This is a genomic window from Duncaniella muricolitica (assembly GCF_910574735.1).
GTDB classification, from domain to species: domain Bacteria; phylum Bacteroidota; class Bacteroidia; order Bacteroidales; family Muribaculaceae; genus Duncaniella; species Duncaniella muricolitica.
In genome coordinates this window covers 1-24,223 of the sequence record NZ_CAJTCF010000047.1, presented here as the reverse complement: position 1 = coordinate 24,223, position 24,223 = coordinate 1, and the positions used below count along the sequence as shown (strand labels likewise).

Genomic DNA, 24,223 nt, shown 5'->3' with positions numbered 1-24,223 from the left:
AATAACAAAAGGCGTGCCAAATGACAAATTGGCACACCTAACTATTATTGTCGTTCGTACAGCAGCGCAAACTCCGCCTTTCGCCGTTTAAGCAACATGGCGTGGCGTTTTCCCTTGTAGTTACAGAAGGCTATATACTCACGGTAGATGTTCCTGTCGCCAGCTTCCAGCTTCTTGATTAAGGTGCTTTTGGGGATTGTCTTGCTCCCCAAAAGCCGGTATGGGCCCACGTTGTAGGCAAGCGTGGCAAGCAGAAGGCTGTCCTTCCCGAACTGCCGGAACATCGCGCAAAACTTCCGCAGGTCTTTCCGCAGGAGCGCGTCCGCCTGCCGTTTTGTCATGGTTCGTGCCGAGTACCTTTCGCCCGGCAAAATTTTGTGACCCCAACCCACATATGGGTGGTGCTTTTCCGAGTGCCAGCCTTCAAAATATTTCGTGCAGCGTACCGCCCTCTCGAAAAGTGGCAGACGGTAGATTGCCGCCTGCCCGTCCGTCCCCTCTTGGCGGCTGATCCGTGCAGACACGGAACAGACCGCCAGAAGCGAACAGAGCATTACCATGAATACACGCATCATTTCAGCAAGGGTCTGAAGTTGCCGATGGGAACGATGGTCAAGCCGTCATCCTTTACATTCCGGTTGTTGAAGTCAAATTCCAACTCGAAAAAGTTGCCGAAGTTATCCTCCACCACCACGATGAAATTGTGTGCTTCGTCGCCCTCCGCTATGTAGTACAAACGAAACTTTTCGTTCTCCAGCAGGTAGCGGTCGTTGGGCAGGAAGGTGATGCCGTTATCCATTTTCAACTTTCCTTCTCCCTCAAACTGAAAATAGCGGATGGTGTAAAGGGTGTTAGCGAAGTCGCCTTCCTTTTTCAACTCACAGCGGATTTCAACCGTCTGCCCCTTAGTCACCTTGTTCGGTACGGGCATGACCTCCACCGTGAAGGGATAGGACTGTTGGATGTCCATGTCGTCGTCGCACGACACGAGGGTGAATGACACGGCGGCTATCAGGCATAACGCCACCGCCTTGAAGATGTTTGTTCTCTTGTTTCTGTTGTTCAGTATGTTCATTTTTCTTCGATTTTTTGATGGTTGTTTTTCTGTTTTTTCGTTGTCTGTTGCAGGTACTCGTTCAAGTCCTTGCAACCGTCATAGAGTGAGGAACGGTCGGTGACACGCGCCCCATACCGTTTGGCAAGAGTGTCAAGCGTCCGCCGTCCAGCTTCGTCACGGTCGAGGAAGCAGCCGATGCGCCTGTAACCGTCCAGCAGTTCCACAGCTTTACCTACATTGGCGACAGAGTTCAGCACAAGGCAGTCTGCGTTACCGGTTACACCAAGCGTCAGAGCGGATAGGAAGTCCATGAAGCCCTCAAACACGAGGCACTCGTCAGCCGTGGTATCCTTCGCCTTTACCAGCGATACAGACTTCGGTGGTATGCACCCCTTGAAAAAGCGGCTTCTGGCTTCATAACCTCCTGCCATGTTCGGGAAACCGACGGCAAAATACCGTTTTCCACGAACGCCGTAGTTCAGACGGCAACAGTGGCGGGATGCTACTCCGATTGGTATGCCCCGTTCCTCTAAATACTCCGTCAGCGGTGAACGAAACAGCGGAGCGACCTCCACATCCTCAAAGACGGGTTCGGTCGGCTTTGGGAAATAGGCGGGCTTTTCCCATCCGGTCACCGTCATATTGGCGGCTTCCGCTATGAACTTCGCCTGCGTCCTAAAGTCATCGCTTTGCAGAAACTCCCCGGCAAGCGTGAAAATATCGCCGCCCTTGCCCAAGCCGAAGTCGTACCAGAGCTGTTTCGCCACGTTCACACGGAAAGAGGGTGTGCGTTCGCCCCTGTACGGGGCGAGATACCACAGCTCGTTACCGCTCCTTCTGACAGGCTCATGCCCCAACCGTGCGAGAAAATCCGCAAGCGGCATCCGTCTGACAGCATCTATTTCCGTCCGTTCCATGCCCGTGTCAGTTGATGATGAACTTGATGCCGACCCCGAACTGCGTGTGGAACTTCCTTGTGTCGCCACCCCACAGGCAACGCTCCCGCAGGTTGGCAAGCAAGGCAATACGGTCTGCCACGTAGCACTCCACATCAAGCGTCAGCGCACCGCCGTAGATGAAGGTATCCCGGTCGTGCAGCGTGGAGCCGTCATGCAGCACCTTCTTTCCCCAGTTCACCGACTCATATCCGGCAAGAGCCGAAGCCCCGGCATAGGCGAACACGATTTTTCGGGCATCCGACAGTATCTTGAAATAATATCCGCCCTCCGCCGTGAACTGCGCCACGGGTATCTTGGTGTCCTTGTAGGGATTGTTCTTCAGGAGGTATTCGCCACCGAACACCCACTTGTTCCCCTTCTTCGTGTAGGTGGAGAGTGCCGCCCCGAAGCTGTACCCGCCGTCCTTGCCACCGGGATTGAAGCCGTCCGCCATGTTCGCTCTTACCTCGATGCCCTGCATCTTCGGCAGGCATCGCTGGGCGTGCGCCTGCCCCGTGAAAAGGGCAAGCGACGCGATGATTATTGCGATGTATTTTCTCATGGTCAGCGCACTTGAAGTTCGTTGATGGTATTGGCGCGTACCAAGTCCTCGTTCTCGATCACGAAGGACTGGTGACGGCCGCCGTTCTTCTCGTTAAGTTCCACAATGAGGCACTTGTCATCGGGGATGGTGAACTTCGCCATAGTGAAGACCGTGCGCTCACTCTTTTTGCCCGGCACGAGTGTGGCGTAGTTCTGCGCACGGAGCGGCAGAATGATCTGCTCCTGCACGGCGGTACGCTTCGCCACCTTCTTGTCCACGATTTTCCAAGTGATGTAGTCCACATCGAAAGGCACGTTGCTCTGGTTCCTTATCTCCGTGTGGAAATAAAGCAAGCCGTTGTGCGTGTAGATGCCTTTCAACAGGTACTGGATGCCGAAACGCTTGCAGCCGATATGCTTCACCTCGCGCTTGTTCTGCTTGTAAATTGACTTCATGATAAGTCGCACCAGCATCGGGCTTTCGCTGCCCAGCTCTTTCAGATAGATTTCCTGCGCGTTGTTCGGGCGGTTCACCGTGCTGCCGTCATGGATGAAGTCGCACATCTCCACGTTGAGCAGCAGCGGTTCGGCGGCATACTTCACGTTGAAGGTGTAGAAACTGCCGTCCTCCGTGATGACGGACATGTTGGTTTCGTTGGGGAAGTTCCGCACGGTAGCCTTCACGCGGATTACGTTCTCCGCTCCGTCTGCTTTCCCGGCAATCAGGTCGGGCGAGCCTAAATCTACATAGCGCACCTCCGCCGGAAAGATGATGTGGACGGTCTTGTCGTAGGTCACTTCCAGACCGTGCGGCGGTATCATGCGGTCGAAGGTCAGCTTGCGCGACAGCCCGTGATACAGGTCGCCGTCCGCCTCCTTCTGCGGGTAGACCTCCTTCGTCAAGGTCGGTTGTTCACTTCCGTTGGTCGTTTCAACGGTTACATTCTCCTGCGCGTTAGCAGTTGCGATGCCCATAGCGAGGGCAAACATGATGATTACTTTTCTCATTACTTTTGGATTTTTAGTGGTAATTTTTTTATTGTTCTCAATCTTTTTCTTGGTAAAGCATGACCCTGTACCCGGCTTTCAGATGCACCTTGACGGTTCGCATCTTCTTGGCGATATACTGGCTCGTGCCTTGTATCAGCCCCTTGCCCAAGTCGGAGGCAAGTTGCGCCCCGGCATTGGTGGAGATGTTGATGCTACTCCCCAACGAGCCACCCATGTTGGCGGCGACCTCCCTGACGGCGTTCATCTCCATCGAATTCGGGATGAAGATGCCGGGCTGTCCGTCCGTGTCATAGACCGCAAGCTCCACCGGGATAATCGTGCCGTCGTATTCCAACGAGGTGATCCCGATGTCGAGCCGCTCACCCTGTATCTTGCCCGTGCCGACCACTACCGCATTGCGGGGAATTGTCCTGCCCGCCACCGCCATAGGCTCCAGCAGGCGCAGCCTTACCGTCTGCCCGTCTGTCACGCTCTGCGCACCATGCACACACGCCGGGATGGTGTTCCTGTCCGATACCTCCGCCGTGCCGACAGTCGTGTTGAAACCCCGGTTGCTTTCCTGCGAGAAGGCGGCGACAAACTCCGCATTGCACATGGGCTGTGCAAGCGAGGAAACGACTTGGCGGGTCACTTGTCTTACGGGTGTAGCCGTGTTCTTTTTCCCCTTCTGCACAGTGGGCGGCTCTGCCGCCTGTTCCGCCGAAGGCTGTCTGCCGTTCTGACCGCCCATGTACTTTGCCGCCAGCTCGTAGGATTTCTCCATGAGTGCCACTTGGTCATCCACGGCGGAAGCCTTGCCCTTCTCGCTTTCCAGTTCCGACTCCAGCGAGGCGATGCGCTCCAGCAGTTCATCCATTTCGGCATTGTCATTCTTCGGCTGTTCGTAGAAGTTGCCGAGCGTGGCGTTCAGGTCACGGTAGGCGGCAGCGGAGGATTGGATGGTCTGCGGCGTGGCGGGCTGTGCCTTTTCCTCCTTGCCGCCCGGATTGGCGAGGTCGAAGTCCGTCCCGTCCTCCGTTCCCGCTATCTCGCGGTCGAACATGTCGCCCAGCTGCCCGATGGCACGGTTGCGGTTTTCCAACCGCTCTTCCATCTCCCCATGCTCGTAGGCTTTCAGCTTGTCGCCGATAATCTGCTTGTTCGCCTTGTCCGCGTCGGGCATCTCGGTGTTGTAGCCGTCTGTTCCCGGCGGTTGCTCCTTGTCGGAGGACGGAGCGAATATCAGCCACATCGCCCCGATGAACACCAGCACCATAGCGGGCAGCACGATCATCTTCTGCCGTTTCAGCCGCTGTGCCTCGGTCAGCGGTTCGCGCTCCTTTTTCGGCTTTCCCGTGTCGGGAGCGGCTTTGTTCTCTTTCGTCGGTTCATTCTTCGTCTGTTCCATATAAATAAGGTGTTAAGTGATTGCCTGTTTCCGTCGGGGTCGGCAGTTCCACCCGTCCGGCGTGTCCCATTTCCATGCGTGAGCCGTCATTCCTGCCGATGTCATAGACGGCTCTGCCGAAGGTGTAGAGGGCAAGCACCGCGAAGGCGGCGAGCATCCCCAGCACGATGCGGCGGCGTGTTTCCGGCGGCAAGCCGTCCAGATAGCCTTTGACTTTTGCCACGATTTGTTTCCGTTTGTCGTGGAGCTTCCAATACATACCCCACATTGATTTTCTGATACTTTTTACTTTCCGTTTCATAACCTGTTACCGTTTGATTGTCTGTAAATCCTTGTTCTCGATGATGGTGAACCCCTCGATGGTGAAGCCGTTGGGGTTGTCGTCCGACCGTGATGCGTTCAGCAGGCGGCAGGTGGTCACGAGGCTGCGCTCGGTGACGTTGCTCTGCCGGATGATTTTCTGCGTGGCGTAGGTCACGGCGCGGTAGGGATAGGCGTTGAAGTCGCACACCACGCTGTCCACCTTCAGCACTTGGTTGATGTTCCCGGCGATGATGCGGTTGTAGTACCCCTTCTCGGCGAAGTCCGAATAATAGTGGTACACACTCTTGTCCGCCAGCAGCAAGGCTCGTTTCACGTTGTGTTCAATCGCGCTCTTTTCGGGTGACAGCGTGAAGAACAGCTCGTGGAAACGGCGCACATGCTCCCGTGCCTCCGCCGGGCGGTTCTGCGACAAGTCCTGCGACAAGGCGAGCATCAGGCTCTTGCCGTTGTCCAGCACATAGATCTTCTCCCGTTGTTTCTCGGCGAAACGGTAGGAGTTCCACACGCTCCACACCGTCACCACGGCACATAGCGAGAGGAAGACGATACCGAACAGGCGTATCTGCCTGAACGACGATTCGATGTTTCTGAGTGACTTGAATTCCATTTTTTCTTTTTCCGTTTATGATTTCACATTGATTATTTCAGCAGCTTGCCGATGCGTCCGACGGCATTTCCTGCGGTCGCTCCTGCGACTCCGCCCGCCATGCCTCCGGCACGTCCCGCCATCTGGTTCATGGTGCGGTTGTAACTGCCCATGCCTCCGGCTTGGATGATCCAGCCCGCAACGGTGGGTATCGTGAAGTAGCCGATGATGCCGATGCAGAGGAATACGATATACACCCCGTCGCTCGAATCCAGCGAGAAGTTCGGGTCAGCCTGCATCCGCTCGATGTCGCTTTGCAGCATCAGCACCTGTATTTTAGCCAGTATGGTGCTGAACATGTCCGACACCGGCAGCCACAGATAGACCTGTATGTATCGGCATATCCACTGCGTGAGCGTGCTTTGGAAGCCGTCCCACACCGATATGGCGAAAGCTATCGGACCGAGTATCGCCAGCACCACGAGGAAGAAGGTGCGGACGGTGTCTATCACGAGGGCTGCGGCTTGGAACAGCAGTTCCAGTATCTCGCGGAAGAAGTCGCGGATGCCCTTCTTCATGTTGTACATCCCCCGGTCAATATACATCCCCGCCATCGTCACCATGTCGGAGGGCGACCAGCCGAGTTCCTCCAGCTGCTTGTCAAACTCCTCGTTGGACACGAGGTAGGCGGTTTCGGGGTTGCGCATCATCGCCTCGTATTCCAATTTGTCCTTCTGCTGGCGGTAGGTGTTCATGTCGAGCGTTTCCGCCTCCAGCATCTTCGCCGTGCCTTGCACGACGGGCGAGAGAATGCTGTTTATCGTACCCAGCACAACCGTGGGGAAGAACATGATGCAAAGACCGATGGCGAAGGGGCGGAGCATCGGGAACACGTCTATCGGTTCGGCTCTCGCCAGCGACTGCCATACCCGGTAGGCGACGTAGAACAACGCGCCCAGCCCGGCGATGCCTTTCGCCACGCCCGCCATGTCCTCGCACAGCGGCATCATCTGCTCGTAGAGCGAGCGTAATATCTGGTGAAGGTTGTCAAACTCCATAGGCTACCAGTATCTTTCGTTCTTGTTCCCGTACAGCCCCATGATGCGGTCGAGGTCGTTCTTCTTTTTAGCGCGGAGGTAGGACACCGATATGTTCTTGTTGGTGTAGTAGCTCACGAGGTTGCGGTAACGCTTCATCTTGGAATGGCAGCGTTCCACCACGTCCATGCGCTCCTTGTCGGTCATGGAGAGCGTGGTGATGTTCACCACGTTTTTCAGTTCGGTCAGTACATCGTTGCTCTCTTCCAGCAGCTTCGTGTACCCGAAGGCGATGGCTCCCAGTTCCTCCACGGTGAAGTTGTCGTCACGCATCATCCGTTGGAAGTTGGTCACATAGATGTCGGTGATGTCGCCCACCATCAGAATGGTCTGCTGCACCTTGCGGGCATCCCGGACAAGGTTGTTCACTGATTTCAGCGCGTCATAATACTTCTTGTCGGGTAGGTCGGGGGTATTGCTACCCCTTTCCCCCCTAAGAACCGTACATGATACTTTCGCATCATACGGCTCAAGCAACTCAAAATTTCTGTTATGAAACCGGCTCATATTCTTCGTTATTAAAAGGTTGAACATTATTTCTACCGCAGTAGCTATGCACGAGCATTCGCTCGGTTTTACCGTGAACCACTTTTTCGGATACCCGCCAAGGAGTATTCCGGGTAATGGGTTCCCCACAGTAGGGACATTTTCGCTGTTGGCGTTTCCAAATACGGACTATCGTATTCCTACCTTTTGCAGACTGGAGCATCAGACGGGTTTCCCGTTTTTCAAAATACTCTGTCCAATCTGGGTCGTAGGGGTTTGCATCACATTTAAGCTTTGCATAGCGGGTAATTTTAGTATCCGTCAGCCACTTAATCGGGTACAGTTCTTGCCTACCGTCCTTGTCGAAAGGTGCGGCGAAAACCCAAGACCTGCCCCTGTGTTTATGGAAATACCTCTCTGCTACCCACCATTTCCCTTTCGCTGGATGTCGTCGGAGCGACCATTGCAAAAGTTTCTGGTAGATATGGAAGTCCATTTTTTGGAACACTTTGCCCGATACCACGTGTTGGTAATAATTCGCCCATCCGGTAATGACCGGATTAAGAAGCCTAATAAGCGATTCCTGCGGGATAGTTTTGTGAGAATTGACAATCTCGTTAATCTTCCGCTGAAATTTCTTTTGGCTCTCCTTTGACGGCGTAATTAGAAACTTGCCTTTATACTTCCTAATGTTGAATCCAAGAAAATCAAAACCTTCGTCGATGTGAGTAATCTTCGTCTTTTCTTCTGATAGGGTAAGCCCCCGTGCCTGAAGAAACTCTTTGACCATCGGCATGATTTCCTGTTCGAGCATCTCCTTACTTATACTGGTGATTATAAAATCATCGGCATACCGTATAAGATGCACTTTCGGATAGTATGATCTCTTAGGGCTGTACAAATCAACCCTGTGAAACTTTGCTTCAAGCATTGTTTGCAGACCGTCAAGTGCCATATTCGCAAGCGTCGGCGAGATAATACCGCCCTGCGGAGTACCTTCCTCGGTGGGGAAAAGCTGTTTATTGAAAATAAAACCGCTTTTCAGCCACTTACGGAGCATCACTTTATCCATCGGGATATTGTTCAGCAACCATTCGTGGTTGATGTGGTCGAAGCATCCTTTGATGTCGCCCTCTAAAATCCACTGCGGGGATGACTCTTTGGACAGGTTGATGTAGCACTGATGTATGGCGTCGCCCGTGCATCTTTCCCTACGGAAACCGTATGAATGGTTGTCCGCTGTGGTTTCGGCAACGGGGTCTAATGCCATAAGGTACAATGCCTGCATCGCTCTGTCTTTCATTGTAGGTATTCCTAACGGGCGCAATTTCCCGTTACTCTTACGAATGTTTACCCGTTTCAAAGGCATGGGATTGTAGTCCCGCCTTTTCAACTCTGTGATAGCGTTCGCCTTAGCGATGGGAGTAGACCATAAAACCTTATCTACTCCCGATGTGTTCTTCCCTTTGTTGGAAGTCACCCGTTTTACGGCTAATGCTTTAGCCGCGAACGAGTGGGTCAGTAGCCATTGCAGGGCTTTCACCTTGCCGTAGCGACCTTCCTTCTGAGCCTTTACAATACGTGCTTGCAGCTTTCTAACCTCTAACTCGCATTTGTTCCAGTCGATACTTTCCCAATTGCTGATTGTTTGGTCAGTAGGCGCACACGATGTTCTAATCTCGTTCATTTGCTTTCCTCCTTTTTTATAGTTCAACAAGTTTCTTGTAAAGAGTTACCTAACGCGGAAGTCTGCCCGGTTTCCCGTGAGGTGACGTTTAAACCTCTATCCATCCCATTACAGAATGGCATTCGCTTTCTCCGCAATCCTATACCCGCATCCCGTTCGGCTTGCCTTGCGGCTCACTTACCTATCGAATGATAGGAGAAATACGGGCTTACCACGTTTTACATAAATGACTTTCGAATGACTTAGGCTCTGTCTATACACCGGCAGCTCTAGTGTCCGTGTAGCCCCACAAGGTTCGGGGTTATCCGGCTGCTTACCATTTTGGTTCAAGCCTTATAGCATCTTTAGCTCGTTTCATACCTTACGATGCGTCAAAAACAGTTCACTCTCGTTAGCCATATCACTCAGCCTCGCTCCCTAACCTCCTGATGCTGGCGGTCGTTGCGTCCACCTTACGGCTTCGGCTTCCCCTTTCGGGTGGGTTACTTTGTCCGGAGCAGCTTCGTACAAAACAATTACTCGTGATGCACGTGCCCGTAGGCTACCACTGACGGAACAGTGGGTTTAAACTTTGGCTTACCGTTCCCGACGGTTAGCCGCTTGTTAAACAATCATTTATGCAACTATACGTGTCGCACCCCCTGCTCGTAGATTTTCACGGTTTCCTGAAAATTCTTCACCATGTTCTGGGCGGTGGTCGAGGTATGCACCACGTTCTTGGAGGTGTTCACGATGCTCTGCGCGATGTTGGACGGGTCTATCACCGCCCACTGTGCGCTTGCCGTGCCCGCGAGAAGCAGGCACAGGCAGACAATCATTGTTATTCTTGTTCTCATGTTACTTTGGATTTTAGCGGTTGTTATTCTTCTGTCGGTTTATCCGGCTGCGGCTTCACCCGCACATAATCCCCGTTGGGCGAAAAGGTCAGCACGTCCGTGGCTTCGTTGTAGGACACGTCGATGCGGAAGCCGGTGTTCATGAAAAGGTTGCCGTTCTCCTCCTGCAAGAGATAGGTTTCCGGTTTGAGCTTGCGGCGCAGACCGCTCCGGCAGAACACCGTCACCTTGTAGGCTTCGCCCTCCTTGTAGATAAGCACGTCGGGCTTCCCCTCCACACTTTCCCAGTTCCCGCAAAGCAGGTCACGGCGGTTTTCCTCCACGTCACAGGATTGCAGCATCACGACCGCCAATCCGATTAAACACTTGCTGACTTGCAGCATTTTCACTTTTGATAAACTCATACTCATTTTTCTTTTTTAGTTGATAAATTCATTTTCACTTATTCCTTGTTTCTCCGCCTTTCGGCAAGTTGACGGATGGCGGCTTCGATGTCGCCGCCTAACTTTTCCGCCAGACGGTAAACCTCCACTTTCTCCGTTTCCTCGGTGGTGTACGCGTAGGCTAAGCACCCAGCGCCTTGTCATATTTCTATGGTAGGTTTCCGAGTACTCGCCTCCGAACCGGACTTACAAGTCTCCCTGTATCCGGCTCTCCACTAATTAATTCAGTCTGATTCTTCGGTCGGGGTCTATTTTTGCATGACACTTTGAGCAGACAGCCAAAGTTTTTCGTCTTCGAGCTATCATTTTCTTTTCCCAGTCGGATTTACCTTTCAGGTCTTTAAGTTTGCGAACGTGATGCATTTCGAGTTTATCGGTAGCACCGCATAATTCGCAAACTTGGAGCTTCAGCCTTTCCATAAGGCTGTTACGTCCACCTGTTATGGAAACTGTCCGTGGAATAGTGTCACAGTAAATATTCCCTGCAACCTTTTTGCGTTTGAAACCATCATGATAAAATGATTGGTAAAGTGTCTTACCCTTGCTATTTTCATATGCCACTTGGAAAACCTTGTTCTTTTTATATTTCAGAAGTATTTTCTTTACAGATGATTTGTATTTGTTCGCAAATACCTTATACATGCTGTATGACATAATGTGATAGAAAGAATTGATGACATAGCTGTTATTGGCTATTGAGTAGTAATTATAGAACCCTCGGATTTCGGCATTGAACTGACTGACTATTTCCAAGTCATCCAAGTTCAGCATGTACGTTCTGACGATGGATTTCCAAACCTCTTTGCCATTGACGACCGCGATTCTTGCGGCTTTATAATCAAAGAGTTTCTTCCGCATCGTTTCAAAATTCAGGTACAATACAGGCTTGTGTCCGAATGCACGAACCGTTTTACCGTACTTATCCTTACGTAAATCGTTACACCTACGTATAAATACGTCATATCCGAGAAATTTCGCTGGTTTCTGCGCATTGGTTATCAGTGTCTTTTCGTCTGACAGTTCCAGTTTAAGAGCTTCATTCAAATAATTCTTAATATCCTCTTTTACTGTTTTGCAGTCTTCAAGATTACCGGTAATTCCAATCAGAAAGTCATCTGCGTATCTCACGTATTTTAACCGTTTGATACTGCTGTCCATTTCATTACGTGCCGGATAGTTGTTCCGTTCTTCTCGTAGCCGCTTAATTTCGGCGGTCATCTGTTTCCTTACCTTTACATCTTTCTCATTCTTTAGTTTCTTTGCCAGTCGGTATCTTCGCTGTTCGTAGAGCTTGTATCGAGCGTCGCCTTTTCTTGTTACCCCTTTATTGAACCGATTGATGTATTCCTTGATGTACTTGTCGAACTTGTCAAGGTAGATGTTAGCCAGTATTGGGCTGATAATCCCGCCTTGCGGAGTTCCACTGTACGTTCTATGAAATACCCAGTCTTCCACATATCCGGCATTCAGGAATTTTCTGATAAGCCGCAAAAATCTCTCGTCGGCGATACGTTCCCGAAGAATATTAATCAGTACGTCATGATTGATATTGTCGAAGAATCCTTTAATATCGCCTTCAATAAACCATTTCACGGCAGTGAATGTCTTTTGTATATCTATAAGAGCAGTATGACAACTTCGTTTGGGACGAAACCCATGTGAAGTATGTTCAAAACTACCTTCATAGATTGCTTCAAGTATCATTCTGACTACTTCCTGTACCAGCTTATCATCAAAAGAGGGTATGCCAAGCGGACGTTTTTTCCCGTTTTTCTTAGGTATGTACGTCCTTTTGGACGGATTAGGCTGATAAGTCTCATTTTTAAGACTGCCAATCAGTTGTTCAACTCGGTCAATACTCATTCCGTCAATGGTTTTACCATCGGCTCCTGCCGTCATGTTGCCTGTCTTGCTGTAAATATTCTGATAGGCTACATAAAACATTTCCTCGTTAAACAGCACTCTATACAGCCGCTCAAACTTATAGTTCAAGTTACCGCTGTGTTTACTCAGACTGTTCAACACATTTTCTGGATTTCTCATGTCTCTCACATCTTCCTTTAAATTGTTAAACTTAATTAGCTGCTCCCCTTCGCCATGTACAGGGCGTTACCCTGCTCAGACTACTATGGAAGCTCCGTTGCCATGCCGGATATTCAGGGGCAGACCCCATAGCCCTACAACTGGCTTTCCGGTTTAGGCAATCCCCGTTTAGAAATTTGACGACTATTTGGCTCGATAGATTGTCGGATACGACTTTCGTCCTTTACTACTTATGGTAGTTGCCTTGCGGTAAGTTTATGCTACTCCTGCTACGTGTCATCAGTGTAGTACCGCAACATAACGGTATAATTCCGAAGAATTATTCAACTGTCTTCCGTCATTGCCCAAGGATACGACTGCTCGGACTATCGTTCAACCAATGCAGGCTTTATCCTCATATCTATCATTTTAACTTGCCATTCGGTCGCAGCCTGACAGTTGGCTGACTTATGGCTTTACCAACGTGCTATGTTCCCTTGTGGGGTTTTCCCCTCCGGTTAGCGGTTGTTAATGGGCATTTTAAACACTTGCCCAGTCGCTTGCCAAAGCGACATTCGTCAAATTCCCTTTACGGGCGCACCAGATACTCTTCAGCACTGACCTCCGTGGCATATACCGCCGACTGCGTGCCGCCCAAGCCTATCCACACCTCCTTGTAGAGCCGTGAAGGGTTGTTCGCCATGTTGATGGAGAGTATCTGCCCCTTCTCCTTTTCCGTCAGTCCGAGCAACGCCTGTATCTGGTCAAACTTGTTCATATACTTGCGCTGGTCGAGAAGTATCTTGCAGTCGGAGTTGTTGATGATGCTCTCCTTGACCACGGGAGAGGAAATGATGTCGTCCACCTCCTGCGTCACCACGATTGCCTCGCCGTAATATTTTCTGACGGTCTTATACATATAGCGCAGATATTCAGCCATGTTTGCCGAAGATAGAGCCTTCCAAGCCTCTTCCACTATCAGTTGTTTGCGCACCCCTTTCAGACGCCGCATCTTGTTGATGAAGGCTTCCATGATGATGATCGTCACCACCGGGAAAAGCTCACGATTTTCCTTTATACTGTCAATCTCGAAGACAATGAACCGCTTGTTCAGCAGGTCTATGTTCTCCGTGGAGTTGAGCAGGAAGTCGTAACGTCCGCCCCGGTAATACTGCCGCATGGTGGTGAGCATGTTGTCGATGTTAAAGTCGGACTTCTCCACCTTGATGTCACGCTCAGCCAGCTCCTTGCGGTAGTCGTCGCGCATATACTCGTAGAAGGTGTTGAACGACGGCACGATGCTCCGGTCAGCCTTGATACGCTCGATGTAGGCACTCACGGCACTGCCCAGTTCACCGCTCTCCGTCTTCGTCACCTTGTCGTCCTCCGACTTCCAGAGCGTCAGCAGCAAGGTCTTGATGCTGTCTTTCTTCTCCACGTCGAAGATGTAATCGTCGGTGTAGAACGGGTTGAACGATATGGGTTTTTCCTCCGTGTAGGTGAAATAGACGCCGTCCGCTCCGCCTGTCTTGCGCCGGATCATGCCGCACAAGCCCTGATAGGAGTTTCCCGTGTCCACCAGCACGACGTGCGTACCCTGTTCGTAATATTGGCGCACGAGGTGGTTCATGAAGAACGACTTGCCGCTGCCCGAAGGACCCAGCACGAATTTGTTGCGGTTGGTGGTGATGCCCCGCTTCATCGGCAGGTCGCTGATGTCGAGGTGCAGCGGTTTCCCCGTGAGCCTGTCCACCATCTTGATGCCGAAGGGCGATAGCGAAGAGCGGTAGTTGGTTTCCTCCGTGAACAGGCACACCGCCTGTTCGATGAAGGTGTGGAAACTCTCTTCCGCCGGGAAGTCAGCCGCGTTGCCGGGTATCGCCGCCCAGTAGAGTGTCGGGCAGTCGATGGTGTTGTGGCGCGGCACGCACTCCATGCTTGCCAGCTGGCTGCCTACGTCGTTCCTTATGTGTTTCAGCTCCTCCGCGTCATCGCTCCATGCCATGACGTTGAAGTGCGCCCGTACCGAGGTCAGCCCGTAGGAATGGGCTTCGTTCAGGTACTGGTCTATCCACTCGCGGTTGATGCTGTTGCTCCTTGAATACCGTGAGAGCGACTGCATATTTCGGGCGGACTTCTCGAACTTCTGTAAGGTTTCCTCGCTGTTGTCTATCAGCACATACTGGTTGTAGATATGGTTGCAGGAGAGCAGCAGCCCCACGGGGGAGGCGAAGGAGAGGCGGCAGTCGCTCCGGTCGGTGGAGAGTTTCTCGTAACGGGTGTCGGTAGCCACCTTGCCCGGCAGGTCTTCCGCGTCGGAGAGGGTGTGCAGGCACAGGCGGTTGTCGCCGATGCGCATCTCCCTTGCCGAAAGCTCGATGTCCTGCAAGGTGGTGTCACCTTCCGGCATGAGCGAGAAGTAGCGTTCTATCAGCCCCGTCTTTCCATCAGTACCCACAATCTCATCGGTGGATAGGCGGCGCAGGCGGACAAGCCCGCTGTCGTTCATGATGCGCTCGAATTGTTCGCAGGCTTCCATGAATTTGGTGGCAGTTTCCCTGTCCAGTTCCTTCGGGATGATATGTCCCCGGCACAGCGTGCTGAAGTTGCTCTGCATCCGGCTACGCTCCTTTGTCGTCTTGGTCAGGTAGAGGTAGCAGGTGTGCTTCAAGTACGGACGCTCGTTGAAGTGTCGCTCGAAGGAACGGCTCAAAAAGCTCATGTCGTCCTTTTGAAGCTCCGGTTTGTAGCGTTCCTTGATGAACCAGTCCTGTTTGTGGACGACGGAGTAGTCCGGCAGCACCTTGATCGCCTTGCACCAGCAGCCGTGGATAGCCTCGTACTCCGCGCCCGTCACGGTGTAAAGCTCCGGCAGCTCCACCTCGAAAGCCACCGTTATGTCGGCGTCCTTTGAGATGATGCAACCATGCTCCACCGCAAGCAGGGGGAACTTGTTTTCCAGAGTTGTTATTTTCGATGTATTCCTCATGTCGTTTCTTCCTTTCGTTGTCGTTTGAACAGACGGGTTATCCGCCGCCGGTTGATAAGGTATCGGGGATGGCTCCGTGCCGCTCCCAGTTTCATCAGCCCGTGTTCGCCGTACCGGGCGTTCAGCGCGAAGGTCTGCCACACAAGGAGGGAGGACGATGCCGCGCCGAAGCCGATACATACCCACTGGTCGATGCCGACCATGTAGAGGATGACGAACAGGATGAAAAGAACCAGCAGACCTCCGCAGAAGATGAAGAGGTACTGAGCCTTCAAGCCCTTGAACTCTACCGGACGGCCGATACCCTTGTTTACCGGGTATTCAGCCATACATTATTTTATTAAAGGAAGAATGAGCGCAGGATGGTGGCGGCTACAATCAGGAAGATGCACGCGCCGAACCATGAGGCAGCTGTCTTGCTGGTGTCGGGGTCGCCCGATGAGTCGAGTAGGTCAGCCCCCTTACGGGAGCTTTCCCCTCTAAGAACCGTACGTGCGAGTTTCCCCGCATACGGCTCAAGCAACATGACCGTTACCGACTTTGTTATCGGTAGAGCCATCTCATTTTCGACTTTCATATTCATAATCTACTATGCATTTTACGTTTACAACTGGTATGTACAAGAGTTCTTATCTTTTGTCCGCTGACTATTTGTTCAGTGATACTCCAAGGTCTTTCCCTGTCAATACGCTCTTCACATACAGGACATACCTTATTTTGTCGTTTCCAAATGTTTATCAGAGATTGCCTGCCTTTCAGCGTTTGCTTCATTCGGTAGGTTTCTCTCCATTCGTAGTACGACTTATCGGCTGGGTCATACGGATTGGCATAATGCCGAACCTTGACGAATTTCTCATGGTGGATGGTTGGTAGATAGGTCAGTTCGAGATAATCAATCTTATCTTTCTTGCCCATATCTGCCGCAAATCTCCACGAGTGTCCATTTAGTGTTCTGAAATACTTATCCTTTACCCATCCTTTGCATTTCTGCGGATGTCTGCGTCTTGCCCATTGCCATATTTTCTTAAAGATTTCCCAATCCATTCGGTGAAATATCTCACCAGAAGCACCGTATTTGTAATAGTTTCCCCAACCTTTTATGATTGGATTCAACATCATAATCAGCGACTTCTGCTTTACGCACTTGTTGGATTCTATTGTTTTACGGATTTTATCGCAAAATCTCTTTTGCGCATCCTTTGACGGTCTTGTCAGCAATGTGTTATTGCGGAACTTTCGGATATTGAAGCCGAGAAAGTCAAATCCCTCACTTATATGTGTGATTTTTGTCTTTTCTTCTGATAGTGTCAGACCTCTTTCCGCAAGAAACTTGCGTACTAATGGAAGTATAACCAGTTCTATCGTTTCCTTATCCTTTGTTGTTACAATAAAATCGTCTGCATACCGTATAAGATGTATCTTAGAGTATATCTGTTTATAATTCTTTTTATACTTTTTGATACATGTTTCCAGTAATCCTTGTAACCCGTCAAGTGCCATGTTTGCGAGAGTTGGGGATATTATGCCGCCTTGTGGGGTTCCCTCTTCCGTAGGAAAGAGTTCACCGTTGAACACATAACCACATTCGAGCCATTTGCGTAGTATCTCCTTATCCATAGGGATATTGTTGATTAACCACTCATGACTGATATGGTCGAAACATCCTTTGATGTCCCCTTCAAGAATCCATTCGGGAGCTACCGAGCGAGAAAGTACAATGTAACATTGCTCAATGGCATCATGCGTACAGCGATGTTTGCGGAATCCGTAGGAATGGCTGTCGCCAGTGGTTTCCGCTATCGGGTCAAGTGCCATTAAGTATAATGCCTGCATCGCACGGTCTTTCATCGTTGGTATTCCGAGTGGGCGTAATTTCCCGTTCTTCTTTTTGATATTCACACGTTTTAGAGGTTGTGGCTTGTAGCCACGTCTTTTCAGAGTGAATATGGCTTTGGCTTTCGCCAATGGAGAAGACCATGTAATCTTGTCAACGCCGGAAGTAGATTTTCCTTTGTTAGTCGTAACTCGTTTTACCGCCAATGCTTTGGCGTAGAACGAGTGGGTAAGCATCCATTGCAGGGCTTTCACCTTGTTATGTCTGCCTTCCCTTTGAGCCTTTACAATACGTGCTTGCAGCTTTTGGACAAAACGCTCGCATTTGTCCCAGTCGATTTTCGACCAGAGTTCGTGAATGTCTATGTCTTCGGGCGCACACGCCAATTTCTTTGCGTTCATTTGCTTTCCTTTCTTTAAAAGTTCTGTAAACTATCTTGTAAAGTGTCACCATAGGCGGAAGTCTGCCCACTTTCGTGTCGGATGATGTTACCTTTACCAACCCGTGATATTGGCTCAATCCGTATCCTCCCCATTACAGGGAGGCATTCGCTTTTTCCGCTATCCTATACCCGCACCCCATGTAGGCTTGCCTTGCGGCTTGCTTACCAGCTTTAATGAACTGGAGAGGTACGGGCTTACCGTGTTTTACATAAGTGACAAATAAGCGGGTTAGGTCCTGTCTATTCCACCGGCAGTGCTAATGTCCGTGTGTCCCCAAAATTCAAGAGGACAGCCGACTGCTTACCTTTTGGTTCGAGCCTGTCAACAACCTTTGGCTCGTTGTACTTTACGATGTTTATCGGACAGTTCACTTTCGTTGACCATACCGCTAAGCCAAGCTCCTCGTGCTGAATGGTGTTATCAGCCGTTGATTTCCCCTCACGGTTCAATCTTCTCCTTTCGGAAAGGCTACCTTGTCGGGACAGCTTCATACAAAAGAATTACTCCTAATGCATGTGTCCGTAGGCTACTCCAGACGGAACTGGAGGTGTAATCTTAATGTTACACAATCACTTACGCAACTTCACGTCGCACGAATTTTCCGTACACTTTCACGCCCCCGATTAGCCCGACGACCGCGCCGATGGCGTATATCAGTTTCGTGCCGGGGTCGAAATAGGAACTCACCATTGAGGTGGCTTCGTTGATGCCCGCGATGCCGTTTCCCTGCGCGAAGGCGGAGGCGGTAGCGGCGATGATGAGTGCCGCTGAGAGGATTGCTTTTCTGTTTCTTACGATGTTCTTGTTCATAAACTGTACTTGTTTTTTGCCGTCGAAAGGGTGGATGGTCCTTTGTCGGGCGGTTGATACTCTGTTACTTTACTTTGGTTTTAGTGGATGCCCGTTTGTTTCCACGGACTTGGGTGTGTCCGTTGCGGACCGGATGCGCCTTGCGTTTCCTCGCCGCGTGGGTTGATTGTCATTCCTTCATGTTCATTTCTTTTATTGTTGTCATACATAGTTGCGGATGTCGAACTCCTCGATGTTGTCCGGCACGACGAACACCTTTTTAGGTTTTTTCAGCCGGATTTCAATAAGCCCCCTGATGCGGATGCCTATCTCCGAAGAGCCTTCCATCATTTTCTCGTACAGCTCCGTGCCTTCCATGTCGGTGAACACCTTAGCCGCCTTTTCACGTTGCGCCTGCGTCGCATCCGGGTTCTTGGCGGTCTTGCAGGCGTCGTCGATCTCGTCAAAGCTGCTGCCCGAAGCCCGTGGCGTGTCCGGAGCGTCCTCTTCCGGCTCGTCCTCCCCATATCCCAGTTCCTCCGGTGGTATGCTCGTGAAGGTTTCATCGAGTTTTTCCTCCGGGACTTGTGCCGTGCGTGAGGTGGTTTCCGCGTTTTCGTCGTCAAAAGTAGCCTCTTCCTCCGACAGCTCAATGCCTTTTTCCGAAGTGGCGGCTTGTTGCGTCGGTATGGCAGCGGTTGTCCGGGTGGATGCCATCCTGAAACGGCTCTTACCGATAATGTCCGCCTTTGCCGTGGGGACTTCCTTATGTGTTGCCTCGCTCTTTGTCCCTTTGCTTTCCAGCGACCGCCACAATCCGGTAATCCCCTTGAAGAACCGGAACATCTTGGTTTCCATGATACGGTCGTAAAGAAGCAGGAACAGGAACCAAAGGTTGCAGCCGACCGATACGGCCAGCAAAATGTCTGTCATGCTGATTGTTTCATTCATATATTCCCGTTTTTGGTTAGAATACTGAATTGTAGTTCCGGGCGTAAAGGCTTTTTATAGCGTCCTCGCACTGGTTGAAGTGGTGCGTCAGCACATGGTCGATGTAGGCGGACAGGTTGAGCCTGTCATGCCCGATTACGCGGATGATGCGCATGATGCGGTCGTGGTACTCCGGGCGCACATACGCCATCTTACCTTCTCGCGCCTTCACTTCGGGATTACGGATAAACAGACGCTCATAATCCTTTTCATTGCATTTACCGCTTACTGGGACGGGCGACAGGATTTCCACACTCGCCTGCACTTGGGCAAGCATACCTCCACATTCCTGTTGCGGTCTTTTTTCATTCGGTGTCATTTCTTTTTCCATTTTCAAATCAGGTCTTCACGTTGTTTCTTATACAGTTCGTTAATTCTCTCCTTGTGCTGTTCCAAATGTTGGCGCAGCACGGTATCCACATAGCCGCCTACCGAGATTTCACCTCCGGCGATGTCGTTCACGATTCTGAGAATTTTGCCGTGGACATCGCGGCTGATATAGACACACTGGCGGGTCTTTATCTCGTTGCGGCGCAGGAACAGCTCGTTGTAGTCCTCGTCCTGCCTTTTCCGGCGGCTACCTTCTCTCTGCGCTTTTTCCCGTGTGGCGGGTTGCGCCGGGGGCGTTTCCGGTGCGGCGGTGTCATCTTCGGTCGGTGCAGCTGCGGGAACTTCCTGCGCCGGGCGTAGTGTCCCGTCCTGTGTGCGCCGCCCGATGGAGGCCAACAGCAGTTCCTCGTCGATGCCTTCCGTGTTCACTTTCCTGCTGCCCATGCTCACTGCGGTCTGATAATTTCGCTTATCTCTTCGGAAAACTCACGGATGCCGCTACCTTTCAGCAGTGCCGTGTCCATCGGGAAGATGGTGGAGCGGAACACGCTCCTGCGCTCTTCCGAAAGGTCACGGCGGAACTTCTTGCTGTCGGGCAGGCGGGTGGAAAGCACCGGGAAGCCCATTTCGGCGATCACTTCCTCGTAGATGCCGTACAGGTCGTTCCTCTCCCTGCCGTCCACCATCGTCCAGAACAGATACAATCCCTTTGTTTTCGCCTGTCCGGTCGTCATCAGCCTGTCGCGGAACATCGTGACGAATTTCAGGGTACTCTCCACGACAAAGCGGTCGGCACTCAGCGGAGTGAAGATGTAGTCCATCTGCGAGAGCGTCTTTATCACGCCGTTGCTTCGGAGTGTTCCCGGCATGTCGAAGAACACCACGTCGGGTTTCACGTCCTCGGTGGCAATCATACTTTCCGCATCATCGAGGGCGTTCACCGCGTTGCTCTTGACGATGGTATAGGCATTCTTCTTGATCCGGCGGAAATGGTCGCAAGCGAGAGCCTTGAAGTAGGTGCTGCTGTCGATAAGCCCCATTTCGTGTTCGCGCAGTCCGTGGATGCTGTGTTGTGGGTCGTCGCAGTCCACGACGGCGACATTGTAGCCTTTCACGTTGTGGAGGTAGCTGGCGGCGAGTGCCGTGACGGTGGATTTGCCGATGCCACCTTTCTGTGTTGCGAATGCAACGAAGATTTCTTTACTCATGGTTCTATTTATTTTAATTGTTGATGATTTATTTTTCTGTTTCCATGCGGATTTGGCTGTCGCATTATCCGCTTCCGTGATTACACACATAGGCGGGTCGTCGCGTATCCGGTTCTGCGGTGAAGCGGTGCGGCGGACAAGTGATGAATGACGACATTGCGTCATGAAGTCATTGAATCCGTACTTCACCGGATTGTCGGATAACCGGGGTTCCGACGGTTCGGGTATCCGCTTCGGCAAGTGTCCGCCGAAGCGGTTGTCCGGGTATTTGAATGTTCCTTTTCTCATATCTTCAAATCGTTAGTTTCTTGAATCATGCTGCAAATAAACAAGTATATTTTGGAACCTGTATCACTTCCCAAGCAAGTGGCGGCATGTTGCGCCGGTTGGCAGTCATTGACCGGGTCAAGCATCTGTCCGATACCGCTTTAAGGGCATAACTTTGCCCCCGGACAGCAGGGTTCGCCGATGGTGGCGCAGCCGGAGTCCTGAAAGGTATCTTTCCAATCCGTCCCCTGACGGATTTTTATGTTCACATGAACATAGCAAGATGTCTTTTCAGCCGCTCAAAATATTTTGAGCAGCCACGAAAAGCACTTGCCCTTGCAGGGGGCGGGCTTCCCCTCCGAAGTCGGGAAGCCTTTCAGAACTGCGGTGCTGTGACCCGAAGCGGCGGCTTATGCCGTCAATTCGCTAAATCCAAAGTAATATGAAAGAGAAAAAGAAAAGCAAAGCTGGGAGAAATCCCAAACTTGATCCGGCGGTGTACCGCTACACCGTCCGTTTCAACGAGGAGGAACACAACCGTTTCCTCGCCATGTTCGGAAAATCGGGTGTCTATGCACGGTCGGTTTTCCTCAAAGCGCACTTCTTCGGGCAGCCGTTCAAGGTGCTGAAGGTGGACAAGACGCTGGTGGACTACTACACCAAGCTGTCGGATTTTCACGCGCAGTTCCGCGCCGTGGGAACGAATTACAACCAAGTAGTGAAGGAACTGAGGCTGCATTTTTCAGAGAAAAAGGCGATGGCGTTGCTCTATAAACTGGAGCAACAAACCGTCGAACTCGTGAAACTGAGCCGTCAGATTGTGGAACTTTCGAGAGAATTGGAGGCGAAATGGTCGCAAAAATCAGTGTAGGAAATTCGTTGTACGGCGCGATTGCCTACAACGGGGAGAAGATTAACGAGGCACAGGGGCGGCTGCTCACCACCAACCGCATCTACAATGACGGTTCGGGGAAGGTGGACATCGGCAAGGCGATGGAGAGCTTCCAGACTTTCATGCCGCCGCAGATGAAAGTGGAGAAACCGGTAGTGCATATCTCGCTCAACCCGCATCCGGAGGATGTACTGACCGATATTGAGTTGCAGAATATCGCCCGCGATTATCTGGAAAGGCTCGGTTTCGGAAACCAGCCTTATCTTGTCTTCAAGCACGAGGACATCGACCGCCACCACCTGCACATCGTGACAATCAACGTGGACGAGAACGGGAAACGGCTCAACCGGGATTTCCTCCACCGCCGCAGCGACCGCATCCGCAGGGAACTGGAACAGAAATACGGGCTGCATCCGGCTGAACGTAAAAATCCAAGATTGGAAAACCCGTTGCGCAAGGTGGACGCATCAGCTGGCGATGTGAAGAAGCAGGTGGGCAATACCCTGAAAGCTCTGAACGGGCAGTACCGTTTCCAGACGATGGGCGAATACCGTGCGCTCCTTTCCCTCTATAACCTGACGGTGGAGGAAGCGAGGGGCAACGTGCGCGGACGGGAATATCACGGGCTGGTCTATTCCGTCACGGACGACAAGGGCAACAAGGTGGGCAACCCGTTCAAGTCCTCTCTCTTCGGGTGGTCCGCAGGCTATGAAGCCGTGCAGAAGAAGTTTGACCGCTCCAAATCAGAGATTAAGGACAGGAAGCTCGCCGACATGACGAAACGCACCGTCCTATCCGTGCTGCAAGGCACTTATGACAAGGACAAATTTGTGTCCCAACTCAAAGAGAAGGGCATAGACTCCGTACTGCGCTACACGGAGGAAGGGCGCATCTATGGGGCCACCTTCATCGACCACCGCACGGGGTGCGTGCTGAACGGCTCACGCATGGGCAAGGAACTTTCGGCGAATGCCTTGCAGGAACACTTCTCCCTGCCATACGCCGGACAACCGCCGATACCGCTATCCATTTCGGTGGATGCTGCGGATAAGGCACACGTGCAGACCGCATACGACGGTGCAGACGTAGCGGGCGGTATGGGCTTGCTCACTCCCGAAGGTCCGGCGACCGATGCCGAGGAAGAGGCTTTCATCCGGGCGATGAAGCGCAAAAAGAAGAAAAAGCGCAAGGGGTTGGGTATGTAATCGGAGTATCAACAATTAAAAAATCAATGTATGTCACAACAAGAAGACGATTTGAGGGCATTGGCGAAAATCATGGATTTTCTGCGTGCCGTGAGTATCATTTTAGTGGTAATGAACGTGTACTGGTTCTGCTATGAAGCCATCCGGCTTTGGGGCGTGGACATCGGCGTGGTGGACAGGATACTGATGAACTTCAACCGCACGGCGGGGCTGTTCCATTCCATACTGTACACGAAGCTGTTTGCCGTCCTGCTGCTTGCGCTGTCGTGCTTGGGAACAAAAGGGGTCAAGGGTGAGAAAATCACTTGGCGTAAAATCTGGACGGCACTCGCCGCCGGGTTCGTGCTGTTTTTCCTCAACTGGTGGATACTGGCTCTGCCACTACCTGTTGAAGCGGTGACAGGCTTGTATATCCTTACCATCGGCACGGGCTATGTCTGCCTTTTGATGGGAGGTCTGTGGATGAGCCGCCTGTTGAAACACAATCTGATGGAGGATGTTTTCAACAACGAAAACGAGAGTTTCATGCAGGAAACAAGGCTCATCGAAAGCGAGTATTCCGTTAATCTGCCCACACGCTTCTACTATAAAAAGCGTTGGAACAACGGCTGGATAAATGTGGTAAACCCGTTCCGTGCGTCCATCGTGTTAGGGACACCGGGCAGCGGCAAGTCATACGCTGTGGTGAACAGTTTTATCAAGCAACAGATTGAGAAGGGCTTTTCGATGTATTGTTATGGTGCGCCAGTCAAGGTAGTGTCTTAATAGTCCCTTTGGCAAGGATTAGGCAAGTGTTCTTTGAAAATGACCTATCATCACCGACTTATCTGTCCAACGAAAGACGGCAGGGAGTGTAGCA

General features: G+C 51.5%; 21 protein-coding genes and 5 pseudogenes. 3 read left to right on the top strand and 23 right to left on the bottom strand.

The annotated features are described in order from the left end of the window. Positions 1-44: 44 nt before the first annotated feature. The 23 genes and pseudogenes from QGT73_RS10980 to QGT73_RS10870 all read right to left on the bottom strand — a co-directional run bounded on the left by QGT73_RS10980 (position 45) and on the right by QGT73_RS10870 (position 21,288). The gene (locus QGT73_RS10980) at positions 45-575 is read right to left on the bottom strand and encodes a glycoside hydrolase family protein (RefSeq protein WP_010801801.1); all 531 of its coding nucleotides are present in this window, start codon (positions 573-575) and stop codon (positions 45-47) included. Continuing rightward, entirely contained in the window at positions 572-1,075 is a 504-nt protein-coding gene (locus QGT73_RS10975) for a DUF3872 domain-containing protein (RefSeq protein WP_010801800.1), read from the bottom strand. The genes QGT73_RS10980 and QGT73_RS10975 overlap by 4 nt, the downstream gene beginning before the upstream one ends. Then, positions 1,072-1,974 carry a toprim domain-containing protein gene (locus tag QGT73_RS10970; protein ID WP_010801799.1) on the bottom strand — a complete coding sequence of 301 codons (903 nt, stop codon included), beginning with the start codon at positions 1,972-1,974 and terminating at the stop codon, positions 1,072-1,074. The genes QGT73_RS10975 and QGT73_RS10970 overlap by 4 nt, the downstream gene beginning before the upstream one ends. Before the next feature lie 7 nt (positions 1,975-1,981). Beyond that, positions 1,982-2,557, bottom strand: a complete 576-nt coding sequence (locus QGT73_RS10965; protein ID WP_010801798.1) for a conjugal transfer protein TraO — start codon at positions 2,555-2,557, stop codon at positions 1,982-1,984. A gap of 2 nt (positions 2,558-2,559) precedes the next feature. Further along, entirely contained in the window at positions 2,560-3,546 is a 987-nt protein-coding gene (traN, locus tag QGT73_RS10960; protein ID WP_010801797.1) for a conjugative transposon protein TraN, read from the bottom strand. 37 nt (positions 3,547-3,583) lie between these two features. Beyond that, positions 3,584-4,936 (bottom strand): conjugative transposon protein TraM, encoded by a 1,353-nt coding sequence (traM, locus tag QGT73_RS10955; RefSeq protein WP_010801796.1) that lies wholly within the window; start codon positions 4,934-4,936, stop codon positions 3,584-3,586. Continuing rightward, positions 4,917-5,204, bottom strand: a complete 288-nt coding sequence (locus QGT73_RS10950; protein ID WP_010801795.1) for a TraL conjugative transposon family protein — start codon at positions 5,202-5,204, stop codon at positions 4,917-4,919. The genes traM and QGT73_RS10950 overlap by 20 nt, the downstream gene beginning before the upstream one ends. Positions 5,205-5,243: 39 nt before the next feature. After that, positions 5,244-5,867 (bottom strand): conjugative transposon protein TraK, encoded by a 624-nt coding sequence (gene traK, locus QGT73_RS10945; RefSeq protein WP_004293887.1) that lies wholly within the window; start codon positions 5,865-5,867, stop codon positions 5,244-5,246. Between the two features lie 32 nt (positions 5,868-5,899). Beyond that, entirely contained in the window at positions 5,900-6,904 is a 1,005-nt protein-coding gene (gene traJ, locus QGT73_RS10940) for a conjugative transposon protein TraJ (RefSeq protein ID WP_010801794.1), read from the bottom strand. 3 nt (positions 6,905-6,907) lie between these two features. Next, positions 6,908-7,339: pseudogene (locus QGT73_RS10935) on the bottom strand (DUF4141 domain-containing protein); the annotation flags it as partial. 94 nt (positions 7,340-7,433) lie between these two features. Next, positions 7,434-9,116 carry a group II intron reverse transcriptase/maturase gene (gene ltrA, locus QGT73_RS10930; protein WP_010801611.1) on the bottom strand — a complete coding sequence of 561 codons (1,683 nt, stop codon included), beginning with the start codon at positions 9,114-9,116 and terminating at the stop codon, positions 7,434-7,436. Between the two features lie 629 nt (positions 9,117-9,745). Further along, positions 9,746-9,952 (bottom strand): annotated as a pseudogene (locus QGT73_RS10925) (DUF4141 domain-containing protein); the annotation flags it as partial. Between the two features lie 23 nt (positions 9,953-9,975). After that, on the bottom strand, positions 9,976-10,356 hold the full coding sequence (locus tag QGT73_RS10920) for a DUF3876 domain-containing protein (RefSeq protein ID WP_010801791.1): 381 nt from the start codon (positions 10,354-10,356) through the stop codon (positions 9,976-9,978). 258 nt (positions 10,357-10,614) lie between these two features. After that, the gene (locus tag QGT73_RS10915; RefSeq protein WP_005680466.1) at positions 10,615-12,438 is read right to left on the bottom strand and encodes a reverse transcriptase/maturase family protein; all 1,824 of its coding nucleotides are present in this window, start codon (positions 12,436-12,438) and stop codon (positions 10,615-10,617) included. Between the two features lie 580 nt (positions 12,439-13,018). Beyond that, positions 13,019-15,406, bottom strand: a pseudogene (locus tag QGT73_RS10910) (TraG family conjugative transposon ATPase); the annotation flags it as partial. Beyond that, positions 15,403-15,735 carry a DUF4133 domain-containing protein gene (locus QGT73_RS10905; RefSeq protein ID WP_010801789.1) on the bottom strand — a complete coding sequence of 111 codons (333 nt, stop codon included), beginning with the start codon at positions 15,733-15,735 and terminating at the stop codon, positions 15,403-15,405. The pseudogene QGT73_RS10910 and the gene QGT73_RS10905, both read right to left, overlap by 4 nt. An 11-nt stretch (positions 15,736-15,746) precedes the next feature. Then, positions 15,747-15,989 (bottom strand): DUF4134 family protein, encoded by a 243-nt coding sequence (locus QGT73_RS10900; RefSeq protein ID WP_007845737.1) that lies wholly within the window; start codon positions 15,987-15,989, stop codon positions 15,747-15,749. Beyond that, complete coding sequence (gene ltrA, locus QGT73_RS10895; RefSeq protein ID WP_010801788.1) at positions 15,986-17,641, bottom strand: group II intron reverse transcriptase/maturase; 1,656 nt, start codon at positions 17,639-17,641, stop codon at positions 15,986-15,988. The genes QGT73_RS10900 and ltrA (QGT73_RS10895) overlap by 4 nt, the downstream gene beginning before the upstream one ends. Positions 17,642-18,277: 636 nt before the next feature. Then, positions 18,278-18,493, bottom strand: a pseudogene (locus QGT73_RS10890) (DUF4134 family protein); the annotation flags it as partial. A 201-nt stretch (positions 18,494-18,694) separates the two neighbouring features. Continuing rightward, positions 18,695-19,423, bottom strand: coding sequence for a hypothetical protein (locus tag QGT73_RS10885; protein WP_010801786.1), 729 nt, complete (start codon positions 19,421-19,423; stop codon positions 18,695-18,697). 16 nt (positions 19,424-19,439) lie between these two features. Next, a complete protein-coding gene (locus QGT73_RS10880) occupies positions 19,440-19,793 on the bottom strand; it encodes a DUF3408 domain-containing protein (protein ID WP_035457778.1) in 354 nt (117 codons plus the stop codon). 2 nt (positions 19,794-19,795) lie between these two features. After that, on the bottom strand, positions 19,796-20,236 hold the full coding sequence (locus tag QGT73_RS10875) for a DUF3408 domain-containing protein (RefSeq protein ID WP_010801784.1): 441 nt from the start codon (positions 20,234-20,236) through the stop codon (positions 19,796-19,798). A gap of 2 nt (positions 20,237-20,238) precedes the next feature. Continuing rightward, positions 20,239-21,288: a ParA family protein gene (locus tag QGT73_RS10870; RefSeq protein ID WP_010801783.1), complete on the bottom strand. Its 1,050-nt coding sequence runs from the start codon at positions 21,286-21,288 to the stop codon at positions 20,239-20,241. 421 nt (positions 21,289-21,709) lie between these two features. Between QGT73_RS10870 and mobA the strand changes: the two genes are divergently transcribed. The 3 genes and pseudogenes from mobA to QGT73_RS10855 all read left to right on the top strand — a co-directional run. After that, a complete protein-coding gene (gene mobA / locus QGT73_RS10865; protein WP_010801782.1) occupies positions 21,710-22,138 on the top strand; it encodes a conjugal transfer protein MobA in 429 nt (142 codons plus the stop codon). Then, the gene (gene mobB / locus QGT73_RS10860) at positions 22,117-23,364 is read left to right on the top strand and encodes a conjugal transfer protein MobB (RefSeq protein WP_010801781.1); all 1,248 of its coding nucleotides are present in this window, start codon (positions 22,117-22,119) and stop codon (positions 23,362-23,364) included. The genes mobA and mobB overlap by 22 nt, the downstream gene beginning before the upstream one ends. A gap of 30 nt (positions 23,365-23,394) precedes the next feature. Beyond that, positions 23,395-24,102: pseudogene (locus QGT73_RS10855) on the top strand (YWFCY domain-containing protein); the annotation flags it as partial. Positions 24,103-24,223: the final 121 nt, after the last annotated feature.

What these genes read in the sequence shown, in the direction of transcription:
- QGT73_RS10900 (WP_007845737.1), bottom strand. Translation starts at nt 15,989, where the DNA reads ATGAATATGAAAGTCGAAAATGAGATGGCTCTACCGATAACAAAGTCG.
- traJ (WP_010801794.1), bottom strand. Translation starts at nt 6,904, where the DNA reads ATGGAGTTTGACAACCTTCACCAGATATTACGCTCGCTCTACGAGCAG.
- QGT73_RS10875 (WP_010801784.1), bottom strand. Translation starts at nt 20,236, where the DNA reads ATGGGCAGCAGGAAAGTGAACACGGAAGGCATCGACGAGGAACTGCTG.
- QGT73_RS10975 (WP_010801800.1), bottom strand. Translation starts at nt 1,075, where the DNA reads ATGAACATACTGAACAACAGAAACAAGAGAACAAACATCTTCAAGGCG.
- QGT73_RS10885 (WP_010801786.1), bottom strand. Translation starts at nt 19,423, where the DNA reads ATGAATGAAACAATCAGCATGACAGACATTTTGCTGGCCGTATCGGTC.
- QGT73_RS10870 (WP_010801783.1), bottom strand. Translation starts at nt 21,288, where the DNA reads ATGAGAAAAGGAACATTCAAATACCCGGACAACCGCTTCGGCGGACAC.
- QGT73_RS10920 (WP_010801791.1), bottom strand. Translation starts at nt 10,356, where the DNA reads ATGAGTTTATCAAAAGTGAAAATGCTGCAAGTCAGCAAGTGTTTAATC.
- QGT73_RS10915 (WP_005680466.1), bottom strand. Translation starts at nt 12,438, where the DNA reads ATGAGAAATCCAGAAAATGTGTTGAACAGTCTGAGTAAACACAGCGGT.
- QGT73_RS10970 (WP_010801799.1), bottom strand. Translation starts at nt 1,974, where the DNA reads ATGGAACGGACGGAAATAGATGCTGTCAGACGGATGCCGCTTGCGGAT.
- QGT73_RS10980 (WP_010801801.1), bottom strand. Translation starts at nt 575, where the DNA reads ATGATGCGTGTATTCATGGTAATGCTCTGTTCGCTTCTGGCGGTCTGT.
- QGT73_RS10880 (WP_035457778.1), bottom strand. Translation starts at nt 19,793, where the DNA reads ATGGAAAAAGAAATGACACCGAATGAAAAAAGACCGCAACAGGAATGT.
- ltrA (WP_010801611.1), bottom strand. Translation starts at nt 9,116, where the DNA reads ATGAACGAGATTAGAACATCGTGTGCGCCTACTGACCAAACAATCAGC.
- traK (WP_004293887.1), bottom strand. Translation starts at nt 5,867, where the DNA reads ATGGAATTCAAGTCACTCAGAAACATCGAATCGTCGTTCAGGCAGATA.
- mobA (WP_010801782.1), top strand. Translation starts at nt 21,710, where the DNA reads ATGAAAGAGAAAAAGAAAAGCAAAGCTGGGAGAAATCCCAAACTTGAT.
- QGT73_RS10905 (WP_010801789.1), bottom strand. Translation starts at nt 15,735, where the DNA reads ATGGCTGAATACCCGGTAAACAAGGGTATCGGCCGTCCGGTAGAGTTC.
- traM (WP_010801796.1), bottom strand. Translation starts at nt 4,936, where the DNA reads ATGGAACAGACGAAGAATGAACCGACGAAAGAGAACAAAGCCGCTCCC.
- QGT73_RS10950 (WP_010801795.1), bottom strand. Translation starts at nt 5,204, where the DNA reads ATGTGGGGTATGTATTGGAAGCTCCACGACAAACGGAAACAAATCGTG.
- mobB (WP_010801781.1), top strand. Translation starts at nt 22,117, where the DNA reads ATGGTCGCAAAAATCAGTGTAGGAAATTCGTTGTACGGCGCGATTGCC.
- traN (WP_010801797.1), bottom strand. Translation starts at nt 3,546, where the DNA reads ATGAGAAAAGTAATCATCATGTTTGCCCTCGCTATGGGCATCGCAACT.
- QGT73_RS10965 (WP_010801798.1), bottom strand. Translation starts at nt 2,557, where the DNA reads ATGAGAAAATACATCGCAATAATCATCGCGTCGCTTGCCCTTTTCACG.
- ltrA (WP_010801788.1), bottom strand. Translation starts at nt 17,641, where the DNA reads ATGAACGCAAAGAAATTGGCGTGTGCGCCCGAAGACATAGACATTCAC.